General features: G+C 38.8%; 20 protein-coding genes and 2 pseudogenes. 13 read left to right on the top strand and 9 right to left on the bottom strand.

Annotated features, from left to right (window positions below):
- The first annotated feature begins 42 nt into the window (after positions 1-42).
- From BLQ53_RS04300 to BLQ53_RS19350, 3 genes and pseudogenes are all read left to right on the top strand, one after another.
- Positions 43-966 carry an ABC transporter ATP-binding protein gene (locus BLQ53_RS04300; protein ID WP_093726056.1) on the top strand — a complete coding sequence of 308 codons (924 nt, stop codon included), beginning with the start codon at positions 43-45 and terminating at the stop codon, positions 964-966.
- Positions 959-1,651 (top strand): ABC transporter permease, encoded by a 693-nt coding sequence (locus tag BLQ53_RS04295; RefSeq protein ID WP_170829570.1) that lies wholly within the window; start codon positions 959-961, stop codon positions 1,649-1,651. The genes BLQ53_RS04300 and BLQ53_RS04295 overlap by 8 nt, the downstream gene beginning before the upstream one ends.
- Before the next feature lie 382 nt (positions 1,652-2,033).
- A pseudogene (locus BLQ53_RS19350) lies at positions 2,034-2,135 on the top strand (amidohydrolase family protein); the annotation flags it as partial.
- A gap of 91 nt (positions 2,136-2,226) precedes the next feature.
- On the opposite strand, the gene BLQ53_RS19405 reads toward BLQ53_RS19350, so the two are convergent.
- The 9 genes from BLQ53_RS19405 to BLQ53_RS04245 form a co-directional block, all read right to left on the bottom strand.
- Complete coding sequence (locus BLQ53_RS19405) at positions 2,227-2,874, bottom strand: DUF443 family protein (protein WP_093726054.1); 648 nt, start codon at positions 2,872-2,874, stop codon at positions 2,227-2,229.
- Positions 2,875-3,113: 239 nt separating this feature from the next.
- Entirely contained in the window at positions 3,114-3,410 is a 297-nt protein-coding gene (locus tag BLQ53_RS04280; RefSeq protein WP_093726053.1) for a DUF4176 domain-containing protein, read from the bottom strand.
- Positions 3,411-3,421: 11 nt separating this feature from the next.
- Positions 3,422-4,072, bottom strand: coding sequence for a DUF443 family protein (locus BLQ53_RS04275; protein WP_093726052.1), 651 nt, complete (start codon positions 4,070-4,072; stop codon positions 3,422-3,424).
- A 126-nt stretch (positions 4,073-4,198) separates the two neighbouring features.
- Entirely contained in the window at positions 4,199-4,495 is a 297-nt protein-coding gene (locus BLQ53_RS04270) for a DUF4176 domain-containing protein (RefSeq protein ID WP_093726051.1), read from the bottom strand.
- 11 nt (positions 4,496-4,506) lie between these two features.
- Positions 4,507-5,157, bottom strand: coding sequence for a DUF443 family protein (locus BLQ53_RS04265; protein WP_093726050.1), 651 nt, complete (start codon positions 5,155-5,157; stop codon positions 4,507-4,509).
- A gap of 123 nt (positions 5,158-5,280) precedes the next feature.
- A complete protein-coding gene (locus BLQ53_RS04260) occupies positions 5,281-5,577 on the bottom strand; it encodes a DUF4176 domain-containing protein (RefSeq protein ID WP_093726049.1) in 297 nt (98 codons plus the stop codon).
- Between the two features lie 11 nt (positions 5,578-5,588).
- Entirely contained in the window at positions 5,589-6,224 is a 636-nt protein-coding gene (locus BLQ53_RS04255) for a DUF443 family protein (RefSeq protein WP_093726048.1), read from the bottom strand.
- Complete coding sequence (locus BLQ53_RS04250; RefSeq protein WP_093726047.1) at positions 6,224-7,786, bottom strand: ribonuclease YeeF family protein; 1,563 nt, start codon at positions 7,784-7,786, stop codon at positions 6,224-6,226. Before BLQ53_RS04250 ends, BLQ53_RS04255 begins: the two co-directional genes overlap by 1 nt.
- Before the next feature lie 20 nt (positions 7,787-7,806).
- The gene (locus BLQ53_RS04245) at positions 7,807-8,085 is read right to left on the bottom strand and encodes a YwqI/YxiC family protein (RefSeq protein WP_093726046.1); all 279 of its coding nucleotides are present in this window, start codon (positions 8,083-8,085) and stop codon (positions 7,807-7,809) included.
- A gap of 412 nt (positions 8,086-8,497) precedes the next feature.
- Between BLQ53_RS04245 and BLQ53_RS04240 the strand changes: the two genes are divergently transcribed.
- The 10 genes and pseudogenes from BLQ53_RS04240 (at position 8,498) to BLQ53_RS04195 (ending at position 14,257) form a co-directional block, all read left to right on the top strand.
- The gene (locus tag BLQ53_RS04240; protein WP_170829569.1) at positions 8,498-8,914 is read left to right on the top strand and encodes a YwqH-like family protein; all 417 of its coding nucleotides are present in this window, start codon (positions 8,498-8,500) and stop codon (positions 8,912-8,914) included.
- Positions 8,911-9,189 (top strand): YwqI/YxiC family protein, encoded by a 279-nt coding sequence (locus BLQ53_RS04235; RefSeq protein WP_093726044.1) that lies wholly within the window; start codon positions 8,911-8,913, stop codon positions 9,187-9,189. The genes BLQ53_RS04240 and BLQ53_RS04235 overlap by 4 nt, the downstream gene beginning before the upstream one ends.
- Before the next feature lie 18 nt (positions 9,190-9,207).
- Positions 9,208-9,576, top strand: coding sequence for a hypothetical protein (locus BLQ53_RS04230; protein WP_093726043.1), 369 nt, complete (start codon positions 9,208-9,210; stop codon positions 9,574-9,576).
- Between the two features lie 429 nt (positions 9,577-10,005).
- Positions 10,006-10,353, top strand: coding sequence for a hypothetical protein (locus tag BLQ53_RS04225; protein ID WP_093726042.1), 348 nt, complete (start codon positions 10,006-10,008; stop codon positions 10,351-10,353).
- A 16-nt stretch (positions 10,354-10,369) separates the two neighbouring features.
- The gene (locus tag BLQ53_RS04220) at positions 10,370-10,672 is read left to right on the top strand and encodes a WXG100 family type VII secretion target (RefSeq protein ID WP_093726041.1); all 303 of its coding nucleotides are present in this window, start codon (positions 10,370-10,372) and stop codon (positions 10,670-10,672) included.
- On the top strand, positions 10,669-11,364 hold the full coding sequence (locus BLQ53_RS04215; protein WP_093726040.1) for a DUF5081 family protein: 696 nt from the start codon (positions 10,669-10,671) through the stop codon (positions 11,362-11,364). Before BLQ53_RS04220 ends, BLQ53_RS04215 begins: the two co-directional genes overlap by 4 nt.
- Positions 11,365-11,670: a hypothetical protein gene (locus tag BLQ53_RS04210; RefSeq protein WP_093726039.1), complete on the top strand. Its 306-nt coding sequence runs from the start codon at positions 11,365-11,367 to the stop codon at positions 11,668-11,670.
- 3 nt (positions 11,671-11,673) lie between these two features.
- The gene (locus BLQ53_RS19130; protein WP_244499244.1) at positions 11,674-13,377 is read left to right on the top strand and encodes a hypothetical protein; all 1,704 of its coding nucleotides are present in this window, start codon (positions 11,674-11,676) and stop codon (positions 13,375-13,377) included.
- 12 nt (positions 13,378-13,389) lie between these two features.
- Positions 13,390-13,764, top strand: a complete 375-nt coding sequence (locus BLQ53_RS04200) for an immunity 22 family protein (RefSeq protein WP_093726038.1) — start codon at positions 13,390-13,392, stop codon at positions 13,762-13,764.
- Between the two features lie 36 nt (positions 13,765-13,800).
- Positions 13,801-14,257: pseudogene (locus tag BLQ53_RS04195) on the top strand (DUF4274 domain-containing protein).
- The last annotated feature ends 98 nt before the right edge of the window (positions 14,258-14,355 follow it).

The raw sequence follows: 14,355 nt of genomic DNA, 5'->3' as shown, positions 1-14,355 counted from the left end.
TTTAGTAAAGTGAAGGAAATCAACGAAAAAAGGGGTTAGCGTATGACATATGCAATCAGAACGCATCAGCTGACGAAGGGATATCGGGGTAAGGAAGTAGTTTCGGGCGTCAATATGAATGTAAGACGGGGTGAGATTTATGGATTTCTCGGTCCGAATGGTGCTGGGAAAACGACGATCATGAAAATGATGACCAACCTCACCAAACCAACAAGCGGGGAAATAGAGGTGCTGGGGACGAGGCTGCAAGCCAATTCCCATGACATTCTCAAACGGATAGGCTGCATCATCGAATATCCGATTCTTTATGATAAGCTATCGGCCAGAAAGAACCTGGAAATCTATTGCGAATATATGGGTTACTACAAGAAAGATGCGATTCCTGAAGCGCTGGAGTTAGTGAACTTGAGGGTTGTAGATGACATACCTGTCCGGGAATTTTCGCTTGGTATGAAACAAAGATTGGGAATAGCCAGAGCCATCGTGACGAAGCCGGAACTCTTGATCCTGGATGAGCCGGTGAATGGCTTGGATCCAATCGGTATGCAGGAGCTGCGGGATTTATTTTACAAGCTCAGCAGACAGTACGGCATCACGCTGCTGATTTCCAGTCACATTCTTGGAGAAATCGAGCAAATTGCCGATACAATCGGGATTATCCGTGAAGGCAAGTTGATCGAAGAAACTTCCATGGCAGAAATCCGCGGTAATAACACGGAGCATATCGAACTTTCGGTATCCGATTATCCGAAAGCGGCCTATGTATTGGAGCACGAACTGCAAGCGACCAACTTCTTAGTGAAAGAAGAAGGTCTGATCAATGTCTATGATCCCGCAATTTCCCAGAATGATATTATACAAGCCATGGTGCGCAATGGAGTGGAAATCGGGAGAATCAACAATAAAAACCTGTCACTGGAAAGTTATTTCCTACAGCGGATGGAAGGGAGCAAAAAACATGCTTAATCTGATGAAGCTGGAGATGAAGAGGATGAACTTCCATACGATTGCTGTGTGCTTCCTCTCTATTAATGCTGGAATTCTCGGCATTCTGTTATTGCTCGGAGTTGATCCGGAAATAACTGCTGAGGATTTTAACAATGCGGAACAAATCATGATATTGATCAAGACGCTCGTTGTAGCCGCATTTGTTATTTATGCCTCGGTTTTGTTATCAAACATGGTCATTGAGGAATTCAAAAGCAAAACGATCACAGTCCTGTTCACCACACCTGTTAGCCGGAAGAAGCTGCTGTTAGCTAAAGTCCTTGTCATAAGCTTGTTGACCTTCGTAATGTTTCTTGTGTCAATAAGCGTGCTGACCGCCATATTCAGCGTGCTGAATAACGCATTTGGCATATTGTGGTTTTCTTTCCCGATAGATATTTTACGGGAAAACATGATGCATTTGTTCGTCACTGGGATTGCTGTGGCAGGGATGTCTCTTATTCCATTAGTCTTCGGGATGAGGAAGTATTCCGTACCCGCCACAATCACCTCTTCCATTCTGATTGTTTCTGTCTTATCATCTTCGGTCAACAATGGAATGATGAACTTGTTCTCTTACACTGCGATACCAATTGTGCTTGGCATTATCGGATTTATCATAGCTTACTTAGTCATAAATAAGGCGGTAAAGAATGATTTTTGATCTGCTGGTGAATATAGTAATAGTAGTTGTCGGACTCATTAAATTACTTCTTCTGCTTCACCGGTAAGATGGATTGCATATTGAATTTACTCAAAACCATTGTAATAATATCTTTAATTTGAATACTGGTACCTTTAATTCAGTCCATTATGCGGAGTAATGGGATAGCTATACCATTACAACCTCATGTTTAAAGAGGCATCCTGTCAGTGATGGCAGGATGCCTCTTTTCTTTTTTTTCCTCGGTACCAGTTTTAGTCTAACTAAAACAGGAGATGATGCGAAACTAAGAAATAGAGAAGGCCTCTGGCAAATATTAATCACAGAAGGAATGATTGAAAGAATCGCGCAATTTATCGAAGCAAACCGTGACACATAATCGAAACGAAGAGGGATCACTAGAGTGAAAGAGCTTCAGGAAGCAGGAATCAACGTCAGCTTTGGAAATGACGATATCTTTGACCCATGGTACCCGCTAGGAACACCAGCTCCAATTAAGTTTTGAAATATCATATTCATTTATTGACTCGAGTTCACTTCACAATGTTTCAAGAGAAGAGAATTTGGTAGTAAAACTATGACTTTACAATAATCTTAACAGTATTTTTCCCGTGGGGTATAGTTGAAATATTGAAGATCAATAGCATGAATTGGAATAGAATGCCGCAGAGTAATATAAATGCATTGCCGTAAAAAATAAAGCCATACATAGCTATTGCAACTACTACCACAGCAAATAGACTCATAAAAGTAATAGAGATCATCTTCTTCAAAGGTCTTGGAAATAGCCATATTTTCAGATAATTGGTGTTGTTAAAATGTAACTTCCTTTGAATAGATCTCTTATTCCGTATACTTATTAAAAATCTGAAATAAAGTAGAGTGGCTGAAGATAATATAACAATCATACTAGCGATCAATGGAGAAATTGGTATATAGAAGTAGTCTAATATAGGTTCTGTTAAGTTTACTATGGTCATAGATATCCCGACAGCAAAAAGATTTATTTTACCTGCTTTTGTATCTTTATTTGGGATAGTTTGTAAAAGATTTGCGGACTCTTCACTAATCTGCACTACCCTCTTAGGGAATATCCAATAAAGAAAAGGAAAAAGAAAGACGAGCAGATATGGCTTATCTTTATCTATGATGTAGAAACTATTTTCTAATTTGATAAGTTGATATCTAAAATTCTTCAATATAAGAAACACTTCTGTATTCATTTATATTAATCTCAACTCCACTCTTGGATTGCTTAAAAAAGATAATTCTAGTTCCTCTTATTTAAAGTTCACCATATATTTACCATGGTCTAGTCCTAATCCACCCAAAAGTTTCCTCTGATTTTTCCGCTTTTCGTCCGTCTCATAAAATCAGCACCTTAAGTTCTTTAGAAGAATATTGGAATAACAGATTAAAGCACCAAGATAAATGAAATAATCTTGATGCTTTGTCTATTGTGTTATGTCAATGGACCGCTAACAACGCCTTTTTGAATCTCGTTTTCCTCAAGCCATTGCTTATATAAGGAATGGAATCGATCCTCGTCACTATCTTTAAATCCTTCAAAAATTACTTCATCAATGTTCTCTTCATTAAAGTAGAGGACACTATCTGCAACAAGCCCCTGAGGATAAACACAAGCTGAGTAATCAAACATCTTTTGTTCTCCGTTGTGCTCTATGATTGGGCCGCGGTTTAAGATCATTAATTTGCTTGTTCCTTCGTTTAAGTAGATAATTGATCCAATGGGGAGCATAACTATTCCTCCTATTTAAATTTAATTTTATATTTGCCGTGATCTAGTGCAATTCCACCTAAGAAAAGAAATAAAAGTAACATTATTAATCCAATTAAAAGTGCAAAGAGATAATTATTTTGAATAAATATTATCAGAGCACAGACCGATACAGTTATGAAAAAAAGACTAAAAAATGAAATCTTTGTAATATGTGATATCTTGGGCATGTATATCTTAATCTCTTGCTTTGGTAGCTCATTATAGTCAATAGTATTCTCGATGTTTAGTTTTAATTTTTTTAAGATAAACCCAAAAGTCAAAAGGATCAATACTAATGATATAATAGTGATAATAATATTAATTGGAATGGTGCTGCTGATGTGCATCCGATCTGTAATTGATGTTAGAAAACCGGAAAACGTAATTGCAATTCCTCCTGGGATCAAGCTGTACTGAGCAAATTTTCTTGTTTGAACTTTTTCATTAGTTAAGAGCTGTAAGGCGGTTTCTTTATCAATCTTATAACCTGGGTTACTAAATAATAGAAAAAGGAAAGGAGATATAGCTTTCCAAGGAGATGCCCCAGTGTCTATTAAGTAATAATCTTCATTGATATTTAATATTCTATACCTTAAATTTCCCTTTAATCTTCTGATTTCCCCGCTTTTTGTCCGTCTCATAAGATCAGCACCTTAAGTTCTTCATATTTCTGTTAGAAAGTTAATAAAGGTAAGTTAAAAGAACGAAGTGAAATAATAGAATAAAGCACCAAGGTAAATGAAATAATTTTGATGCTTTGTCTTGTGTTATGTCAATGGACCGCCAACAACGCCTTTTTGGATCTCGTTCTCCTCAAGCCATTGCTTAAATAAGGAATGGAATCGGTCCTCGTCACTATCTTTGAATCCTTCAAAAATCACTTCATCAATATTTTCTTCATTAAAGTAGAGGACACTATCGGCTACCAATCCTTGAGGATAAACACAAGCTGAGTAATCAAACATTTTTTGTTCTCCGTCAAGCTCTATGATAGGACCGCGGTTTAAGATCATTAATTTACTTGTTCCTTCATTTAAGTAGACGATTGATCCGATGGGGAGCATAGCAATTCCTCCTATTTGAATTTAATCTTATATTTACCGTGATCTATTGCAACTCCACCTACTAGGAGGAATAATAATAACATGACTAATCCCATACAAAGAATGAAAATATTATTATCTTGAATAAAGGCTACTAGAAAAGCAAATGACATGGTCAAAGAAAACAGACTTGCAAATGTAATGCCTATGATATGCGAAAATTTTGGCATGTATAATCTAATATTATGTTTTGGTAGTTCAGTATAATTTATTGTTGTCTCTACATTTTGTTTTAATTTCCTTAATATAAATCCAAAAGTTAGAATGATCAAAACTGCTGATAAAAGGGTGATAATAGTATTAATCGGTATGTTGCTATCAATGTGTAACCGATCTGTTAATGAAGTTAGAAAACCCGAGAATGTTATTGCAATGCCTCCTCCTATCGTACCGTACATAGCACTTTTTCCCGGTCTGGCTTTTTGATTTGTTATTAGCTCCGTTGCAGTTTCTTTATTTAATTTATAACCTGGATTACTAAATAACCAAAAAAAGAAAGGGGAAATTGCTTTCCACGGGGAATACCCCGTATCTATAAGGTAATAATCTTCATTAATATTCAATACTCTATACCTTAAATTTCCCTTCAGTCTTCTGATTTCTCCGCTTTTTGTCCGTCTCACAAAATCAGCACCTTAAGTTCTTTATTTTTCTGTTAGAAAGTTAAGGAAAGGTAACCCCAATGATTCGAGTAACAGAATAAAGCACCAAGATAAATGAGATAATCTTGATGCTTTTTCTATTTTTTATTTCGATGGACCGCTAACAACACCCTTTTTGATATTGTTCTCCTCAAGCCATTGATTATACAAGGAGTAGAAACGAGCCTCATCGCTATCCTTAAATCCTTCAAAAATAACTTCATCAATGTTTTCTTCATTAAAGTAGAAGACACTATCAGCTACTAACCCTTGTGGGTATACACAAGCAGAGTAGTCAAACATTTTTTGTTCTCCGTCTAGCTTTATTATAGGGCCGCGGTTGAGGATCATTAGCTTACTTGTTCCTTCATTTAAATAGACGATTGAGCCAATTGGTAGCATAGTAAACTCTCCTATTCCATTTTTACCTTGTACTTGCCATCACTTAATATTGTTCCGCTAATAATAATGAAAATTACTAAGAATATTAACCCCGAAAATAACATAAAAAGATTGCTATATTGAATGAATACTATTATTGGAATAAGCGAAGCAGCTATTGAAGTTAAGTATACAAATGTAAATTTAATTATCTCAGAGAATTTTGATCGAGTAATTTTAATTTTCGTCTTCGGCAATTCAGTATAATTTATGGTATTTTTTAATCCTTGTTTTTTATTTTTAAATACAATAAATGTTAGGAAGGTCATAATACTTACCAATATGATAGCAAGTAATGAGTTAAATAAGACCGAACTAACTACATCCAGACTTTCCACTAACGGAGCTAAAAGTGTTGTTAAAGGTATAGAAAGTCCCCCCCCTAGCAGGGCATATCTGCCGGTCTTAATCTGACTAGTGTTCTCCAATGTGAGTTTTAAGGCAGAATCTTTATCCAGTTTATAACCAAGGTTAGGAAATATCCAAAAGAAATGAGGAAACAGTATCTTCCAAGGAGAATTCCCCATATCTATAAGATAATAAGCTTCATTACTAGTTAAGACTCTATACCTCATATTCCCTTTTACTCTTCTAATTTCTCCATTCATTAGTAAATCCACCTTCCCCAGCTTATAGGATTACTTAGAGATTCTATACCATCCTTTATAGCTCCTCCTATAGAGTCTACGGTTTCATTCACATGATCAACTGTTGCGTTCCAAGCACCATCTAATTTTCCGCCAATTGAATCTAAGCCATCTTGAAGTCCCCAAACGTTATTGTCGTACATATAGTTAAATATATTGGAACCTAATGCGGCACCTCCAATTACTGCCCCAATTACCCAACCTCCAGGATTAGATACTACTGCAGTGAGAGCTATTGTACCTAGAGTTGAACCAGCTGCTCCTGCAAGAAAGGAAGCACCATTATGAGTAATTGCCTCGCCACCAGTCTTATCTTTCTTAGTAACATCTTCATAGGTACCATACACAGCAGTTGCCGCAGGGAGACCATACCTTCCGAGAAACTTGCCCCCGCTAGCTAGCTTACTGCCTAGATCAAACTTATTGTTAATTCTACTAGCTCTGCCTCTAGCAGTTCTAGTTGTTATTCCGACTGCTCCTGATGAAATATCTCTAACTAATTTCATACCATCGGAGTGAGCGGATTTTTCTATAAATATACCAAGTTGTTCAATTCCATTGGCTACACCATCCTTGGCAACATCAAGGCCAATTTTATCCCAGTTTTTATTAGTGTATTCGATAAATGTATCGGTCTTCTCTGTATTGGAACCATTTTTCTTGCTAGCAGTCGAAAGAATATCATTATATTCTTTTCTAGTTATTTCACCTTTCACAAGGCTCTTATAGGCGTGCTGTAAAATAGTAAGAGGACCTTCATCCATCCCTTTCTCTGCATTTTTCGTTGCAGAAGCAATCGCGGCCATCGGAAGATATTCAATATTTTCTTCAGTTATCTCAACATTCCCGTTCCCATAGCTTTGCTGAATGACATTATTATAAGCATTCATATCCTGCAGGGAGGCCGTATCGAATTCACTGATCGAGATAGCTCCGCTGCTTAATCCGGTAGTCATTTCGGACAGGTACTTTTTCATTGTTTCCAGATCACTTTGTGTTTCTTGCAGATGGGATGCATGTTTGCTATCGAGTTCGCCCAGATCAGAAATGACATCATCTATTTGGCGTTTGCCTTCTTCAATATTCGATTGAAAGTCGGAATAACTGATTTTTGCTACATATGTAATATCCGCCACGCCGGATAATACGGAATTGATATTCTCGGTGACACTGGCAACCTTGGATTTCGCTTCATCCAGACCAGGATGTAGTTCATCGTCCAAGAAGCTTTCGCTTATGTAACCCTGATGGCTGGGTTCGAAGGATAGCACATCATTCTTCATGTTTTCCAGTCTGTTTTTATAATCTTCCATGGATTGAAGCAGGAAGGTGAGAAAAGGGGTATGAATTTCGTTGTAGAAAGAACGGATGGCCTTGCCTGTTTCTCCTTTTAAGGCGTCATCCAAGTTATAGAGATTTCTGATTTTCTGCTGAAGGTTTGATAGTTGTTCAGAAAGCGTGTCTAAGTCTAGCTTGGACGTTTCTGTGCCTTTGTGGATTTCTTTTACCGAGAACTCTTTCAACGTATTTCCTCCTCACTTGATTATTTTATAGCGATGTTATCGCCAAGTGCTTGATCTAATTCAACTAACTCCTGTACTGCTGTTTCTGTCGCTGCTATGTTATCTTGAAACAGCGTGATGAACTGATCGAGAAGGTTTTCGTATTCCTGTTTGATTTCGTTGTACACATCGCTCATGCGTATGTCTTTATTACCATCCATTGTTTCGCCGAGCTGTTTTTGCAATGCTTGCAAGCTATCGCTCATTTCTTGGATGCCTTTTTGAGCCTCGGCTTGGTTGATTTTTATTTCTCCGCTCATGAAAGGGCCCCTTTCCAATAATACTGTTAGTTTCACCCTAACGAATCCGTTTTCCATTTTATAGAGTATTAAGTACCTTTTTCCTTGCGTAATTTTCTTTGTGACTAGGCAAATAGTTTTATGTACGCGTATCTGTATTGGAATTGCTAAATAAATACCCTTATTGTCTTATTTGTATGCCATATAATTACATACTTTTGATTTAAGTGGTCCTAGAAGGGAAATCAAGTTAGCTGTAAAGGTATTTGTTCCATTACGAGTGCCTCTTGTAAGAATCCCCAACCTTTTTACCATTACAATTCAGTCACTTTATGGAAAAACAAGGCAGAAGTCTTACAGATTTTTTGCTGGATATCCTTTACTGTAGTAGTGATATGGTTTTGTGCGGTGTAAAGGAAGGAGGATGATGAGAATGTCTTTAACTTCTATAGATAGTCAGATCCGCAGTGTGCAGAGTTCAATCGACGGTTTAAGCTCCCAAGTAATCCGAAAGCAAGAGGAAGTTAGACAGCTAGAGCGTGCAATTGCGGAGATTTCGGGATTGCAAGGGGATTACGAAGAGAGCAGAAAGTACTGGCAAGACATTGATTTGACTGCAAAAACGTGGAATGGGAAACTGGCTGATGAATTCGATTCATTTCGTAATGGCGAAATGTTAGCCAGCTTTCGTGATGTGTCTCATGATGAAGTGCAGCGGGTACTGGATGCTTTGGAGCAGGCGAAAGGCATGCTGGTAGCTGAGATTGATACATGTCAAATGCAAATGGCATCGAAGCAGAGCTCACTGGATCGTCTGCGCATGGATAGAAAGAAGGAACTCCAGTCATGAGCGAAATTAAGTTAAAAGCAGATCTCGTCCAGCAGAAACTGACAGATCTCCAAAAGTCGCTGGCTGACTTCTGTACTGGAGAACCAGATTCAGGCAGCGGGCGCGAAATGCTCGATGTGCAAGCAAAGATTAATGGTATTAATGTTTCGCTGAATAGCCTTATCCAGGAGTATCGGCAAATGGCCTTGCAGCATGTGGAAGCGAGCAGTGACACAGTCGATTCCCTGGAGAAGGCGGAGCGGGCAGCGGCTGAGACTATAGGTATCTTACAATAAGATGGGAGCAATTATTAGATGTCGATTACTGTAAAACGCAATACAGGCATGATGGGCGGATTATCTAAGGTGGATTTGATTGTGAATGGTCAGCGTACTGCTAAGCTGGCTGATAGTGAAGGTACAACTGTCAGTCCGGGTGAAGGCGCAGTAAAGCTACAGGCAAAGCAATGGTTCTTTGGCAGCAAGGAATTAGAGGTATATGATGATGCAAATGTAGAGGTAAGAATCAATATGACGGCATTGTTCTTTCTTTTAGCTGCGATGGTCTGCTTGATCCTTGGTGTTATGATTGCTCCGTTCCTTACCGCAGTGGCAGGCGTACTCCTAATAGTTTGTATCATTTATAGTTCGAAAAACTGGTTCCAATTAATAAAGGTTGAGTAGCATACTAGTATTCGCGGTGAAAGGCAGAGAAATGCATTCTGCATCAGATATGGATGTGAGGTTTTGGAGAGTCTAACCCTCCATGATTGAAGTATTTATAAGTTTACAGAAGAAACAAGCGTGAGTCAGATAGCTGGGTGAGGAAGACTATCCGGCTTTTTTGCTGCGTGCATAAGTTTGCCCTTGAAACTTAGCGTTTTATAGTGCAAGTGACACGGACCCTTTTTACCACTTTTAATCGGTAGCCGTATGGTGAAATAAGGCAGAATCCTCACTGATTTTTTGCTGGAAATCCTTTACTGTAGTAGTAATGAAGTTCTTTGGAAACGGAAGAATTGAATGAAAGATAACGCAGTGCCAGTGAGTACTTAAGCACTGGTATTACGTCATACAGAGACACTGCTTACGTTGTATGAAGGGAATGATAGGATGAATCTGTTTGGCTGGCTGGATACGGAAACAGAGAAAAAGCGGGATGAGTACTTGAAGCTGTACCGTGAAATAGAAACTATAAAGTCCGAGCATGACAAGCTGATCAGCGAAGCAGAGTCGGCTTATTCGGCTTATAAAAGCGGTATCCCATGTATGGCTGAGGATGCTATTCCATGTACTGATTTTATCCCGGCTCAAGAAAGACTGGATAAGAAACTGAATGATTATCTGGACAAGGAGAAGGAACATCGGGTGAAGCTGGTCAGGGCCAGCAATGAGGCGTACAACCGCTACATTCATTATAAGAACAAAGCTATTGCGGAAGCGAAGGAAGAAAAAGATTGAGTGAGGAGGGATTACGATGGCAGAAGACGTGCAAATAAAATCCAGTGAACTGCAGCAAGCACAGAAGGCGGCAAAAAAGCTGGCAGCCTCTTTGGAAAAGTCTTACGAACAATGTGAGGCTTTGCTTAAAGCAGCTGATGTTGATGGATGGGAAGGGAAGTCCCATGATAGTTTTCTAACGTACCTGGAGTTGATTAAGCAGTATCACGCTGACTTGAAGGAAGCAGCAGATTTGCAGCAAAAAGCTTTGGAGAATCTGCGTGATTATAAATACGACTTCCTGAACAGCTCTCTTGTAAAGGAGGTACGTCATGTATGAATGACAGTTTCCAAGCAGCGGAGCTATACCTGCTTGCATCTTCATTCGGGGCCAATATACTTTATGGGTTACCTGATAAGAAGCTGTATCAGCTGCAAGGCGAAGAACCTTTCAGACAAGCACACGAACGCTTGATTGCGAGAGGCTATTTGACGGATGAAGGAGCCTTCACAGATGAAGGCGGGTTTGTAGTGGAAGTGATCCGTCAGTATGTGCTCAGTAAAAAATATGTGCAGTGTAATCATTTCATGTTCGCTTTCGGAGAACAAGATGCCGATAATCTCGTCATGCTGGTTGAAGTGGAGAAAGAAACCAGCTATCAGCTATATCTGATCGAAAAGCCCCTAGTCCTTCAGCTGCTAGTTGAACGAATGCCTGTGATGAGCAGGGAAGCGCTGCCTGAGGAGAAAGAGTTCTTGATGAAGGAACTCGATGGAGATGAAAAAGAATATATCCAGAGAATCGGAGTCCGAGACGACTTCCTTAGCTTGGATATCTGCCATAAAACCAAAGAGCCGCGCTCATTGAGTAACCCAGACTTTCTGCAAAGCTGGATTGTGCTGATAGAAGGGGATAAATTGATTATGATTGATTGTCTCCGCAAAAAGTTCTATCACACCAGCCAGCATTACTTCATGAAAATAATCTTCGATGCCTTGGATTTTCCTTACCGAAAAAAGGAGGGTGCTTAAATGGCTGGTTCAACCATTACGATCAATCCGGAACAAATGACCGATGTATATAACCGTCTGCTCTCCATTGCGACAGAGCTGCAAACAAATGCGATACCTGCCATCCAGGAAATCATGGGCTTGGAGTTTTATAAAGAAGGAAAAGCAATCGATGCCATTGCAGCATATCCAGAAGCAAATGAGAAGTTTCTGGAGCTCATGGAACACTACTCTCGCATCTCTACCCTGGTGAACGATACACTCTATCAAATGATGCAGACAGATACATTTGCGGCAGTGCGCATCATGGCAGCTTTGGAGGTGTAAGCAATGGATGTGAAATATCACGCGGACCAATGGAAGAAGGTAGAAAGCAGTATAAAAGAGCTGACGCAATCCGGTATGCTGCAAAGTGGACATGGCATCTTCTCTTCCCTGGAGGATATCAGCGAAAATATGGAAAAGGCGCAGGATAAAATAGCAAAATATGATTCTGACGGCGTCATCTCTTTTTCTCATACAAATAATAAGAGTAAGTATAGAGCATTGAATGAAGATTATGCTGTCCTTCAGGAATATGGTAAGAAAGTCGGCGATCTAATAGAAGAGAAGATGGATCAGCCTTTCTATGAAGATATGGATGAATTCGTCATGACGATGCGTGATGCCACCATTTCCAACTACACGACGACAAATCGGATTGGCGCAAAGGATTCAAGAGAGTATAAAGATGAAACAGGTACACACACATTCGAGCTGGATAAGAAAGAAGTAAACATCAATGATCTTTTCAATAGCGATACGCACTATATGAAAAAAATGATGCAGGAATATGTCACATGGAAAGAGCAATCAGGCACTGATATCTCGTATAATGATTATAGAGATGGAAAGACGAATAGCGGTGCTTTTCAGTATAAATCCATTGAAGATGGGCAGATGTCCACTGAATTCTGGGTAAATCTAGGTATTGCCGGTACGGCAGGCGTTGCAACTTTAATCTTTCCGCCCTCAGGAGTAGCGTTAGTAACTGGGATAGGAATGGGAACTCTCGAAGCCACCAGTGCTGTGACAGGGAAAGACTGGCTGACACAAAGGGAATTGGACGGACCAGAAAGATGGATGCGGGGAGGTTTATCTGCATTAGGTGCCATCCCTATGCGGACAGGTGCAAGTGCTGTCCGATCATTTGGCAGCAGCATGTCGACACCGAGTGTAAAAGATATAGCCACCTTATCAAAAACGTCCGGAAAAAACCTGTCAGATATAATGGGGAACCAAGCCATTATGTCCAATGAAGCGGGACAATTAACGAAACAAACTGACACCGTGCTGCGTAACAACACCGTAGACAACGTAATCAGTTTAATGGATCATAAAGAAGCTAAATACCTGAAGCAATCCCAAGACGCACAGTACAGTACATTGGATCAACCGTTAAGGGCTACCGGAACTGATGGTATGCCGACTATGTCTAAACATAGCGGAAACCCGGGCTCGGTGACGTATGGATCAGGAAGGATTGAATCTGGTGGTGTTGAGGTAAGGGCGCCGGGTAGTTTTGGGGTGGTTGGTAAGGGTATAGATAATGCTAAAGATATAACAAAATTAACTGTTGATGATATACCAACTGCAAAGAGTGGGAATTTTAATAAATTCTTCAATTCCCTTACAAGTAGTGAACTAGACGAACTTTGGAAAGATAAAAAGATTAGAAAGAAAATTGAACGTCAACTTAGAGAACCTGGAGGCTTACATGAGTGGCACTTAGTTTCAAGGGCTCCTCAATTTAAGTATTGGAATATTGGTGCTGAAGAGATTAAAGATTTAAGAACAGCTATATCCGATGTCAAATTTGTCAATCCAAACGGTGTTCATGGAGGGTTAGGCTCAACTAAAGCACATAATGAATTGTTAGCAATAATAGATACTTCTAGCGACTATAATACATTTGTTAGACGACTTAATAATTGGGCTAATTATAGATTAGAGGGTGGAGTATCGTCTTTACCACAAGGTCTAAGATTAAAATAGGAGGATACTATAATGGAAAAACAAGGATGGGTTTCAATTTGGTTAGGGAATATTAACGATGAGGACTCAATAGGAGAGTATGTTGATTTAACGTATGATGAGGATGGCGAGTCTGTCCCATCCCAATTCTTTATCGATTTTAATATTGATATGGATGAAACAGATGAAGATACTATAGAAAAAGCGGTCTATAAGAATAGTAGTAGTGATATTTCAACATTATTAGATGGGTGTTCGTATGAAGAAATTGTCATCCCAAAAATCCAGAAAAGTATAAACCTAAAGAAATCATATAATGCAGTAATTTTAATATATAATTTTGAATATAAAAATGAAATTAGTTCAACAGGTACTTTTGATTTTATTGCTGCTACAAATTATGAGTAAGAGAAATCTTAAAGGTATGGAGAATTGATTTAGTTGATGGTTAACTCAGAAATTACTTATCTAGTGGGGTTGCTTTATAATACAGATAAAAATATTTTAATCAGCCAGTTTAAAAAAAGTAGATAATCCACTAATACTCCATTACTTTGCTGCCAATTATAATTGGAATAGTGGGTTTGAAGTACCAACAGTTATCTTAGATAATGAGACTTGTGATTTAGGGACTGGTTTGCTAATGTTTCATTATGCAGATGGCTATCGTTTGTTAGAGAGTTCAGAAGAAATTTCAAGTTCTTCGTTAGAGGAATGGAAAGTTTTTTTGAGGAAGAATTATAATAAACTACTAAGCCTAGACTTTAAATCACAAGACATTTCTTTTGACCCTGAATTAACAAAAATTCAAAAGTATAAGATGAAAAAGAATAATCCAGACCTTCCTGACGTTCAAATTAGTAAGTCTCCAGGCAAAGAGATTGATATACCTAAGATATAATGTAATTTATTTGAAACCTTGATGGGCAAAGTGCCTTTCAAGGTTTTTGCCCTCTACTTGTGAAAAGAAATGACGATAGCTTGGATAGTGGTGGGAAT

Origin of the sequence: Terribacillus halophilus (assembly GCF_900101385.1) — a bacterium.
Classification (GTDB): Bacteria; Bacillota; Bacilli; order Bacillales; family Amphibacillaceae; genus Terribacillus; species Terribacillus halophilus.
Note: the sequence above shows the minus strand (reverse complement) of the source record. Positions and strands in the feature narration are given on the sequence as shown.

What these genes read in the sequence shown, in the direction of transcription:
- BLQ53_RS04300 (WP_093726056.1), top strand. Translation starts at nt 43, where the DNA reads ATGACATATGCAATCAGAACGCATCAGCTGACGAAGGGATATCGGGGT.
- BLQ53_RS04220 (WP_093726041.1), top strand. Translation starts at nt 10,370, where the DNA reads ATGGCAGAAGACGTGCAAATAAAATCCAGTGAACTGCAGCAAGCACAG.
- BLQ53_RS04280 (WP_093726053.1), bottom strand. Translation starts at nt 3,410, where the DNA reads ATGCTCCCCATTGGATCAATTATCTACTTAAACGAAGGAACAAGCAAA.
- BLQ53_RS04200 (WP_093726038.1), top strand. Translation starts at nt 13,390, where the DNA reads ATGGAAAAACAAGGATGGGTTTCAATTTGGTTAGGGAATATTAACGAT.
- BLQ53_RS04210 (WP_093726039.1), top strand. Translation starts at nt 11,365, where the DNA reads ATGGCTGGTTCAACCATTACGATCAATCCGGAACAAATGACCGATGTA.
- BLQ53_RS04225 (WP_093726042.1), top strand. Translation starts at nt 10,006, where the DNA reads ATGAATCTGTTTGGCTGGCTGGATACGGAAACAGAGAAAAAGCGGGAT.
- BLQ53_RS04270 (WP_093726051.1), bottom strand. Translation starts at nt 4,495, where the DNA reads ATGCTCCCCATCGGATCAATCGTCTACTTAAATGAAGGAACAAGTAAA.
- BLQ53_RS19405 (WP_093726054.1), bottom strand. Translation starts at nt 2,874, where the DNA reads ATGAATACAGAAGTGTTTCTTATATTGAAGAATTTTAGATATCAACTT.
- BLQ53_RS04255 (WP_093726048.1), bottom strand. Translation starts at nt 6,224, where the DNA reads ATGAATGGAGAAATTAGAAGAGTAAAAGGGAATATGAGGTATAGAGTC.
- BLQ53_RS04295 (WP_170829570.1), top strand. Translation starts at nt 959, where the DNA reads ATGCTTAATCTGATGAAGCTGGAGATGAAGAGGATGAACTTCCATACG.
- BLQ53_RS04245 (WP_093726046.1), bottom strand. Translation starts at nt 8,085, where the DNA reads ATGAGCGGAGAAATAAAAATCAACCAAGCCGAGGCTCAAAAAGGCATC.
- BLQ53_RS04260 (WP_093726049.1), bottom strand. Translation starts at nt 5,577, where the DNA reads ATGCTACCAATTGGCTCAATCGTCTATTTAAATGAAGGAACAAGTAAG.
- BLQ53_RS04215 (WP_093726040.1), top strand. Translation starts at nt 10,669, where the DNA reads ATGAATGACAGTTTCCAAGCAGCGGAGCTATACCTGCTTGCATCTTCA.
- BLQ53_RS04275 (WP_093726052.1), bottom strand. Translation starts at nt 4,072, where the DNA reads ATGAGACGGACAAAAAGCGGGGAAATCAGAAGATTAAAGGGAAATTTA.
- BLQ53_RS04230 (WP_093726043.1), top strand. Translation starts at nt 9,208, where the DNA reads ATGTCGATTACTGTAAAACGCAATACAGGCATGATGGGCGGATTATCT.
- BLQ53_RS04235 (WP_093726044.1), top strand. Translation starts at nt 8,911, where the DNA reads ATGAGCGAAATTAAGTTAAAAGCAGATCTCGTCCAGCAGAAACTGACA.
- BLQ53_RS19130 (WP_244499244.1), top strand. Translation starts at nt 11,674, where the DNA reads ATGGATGTGAAATATCACGCGGACCAATGGAAGAAGGTAGAAAGCAGT.
- BLQ53_RS04240 (WP_170829569.1), top strand. Translation starts at nt 8,498, where the DNA reads ATGTCTTTAACTTCTATAGATAGTCAGATCCGCAGTGTGCAGAGTTCA.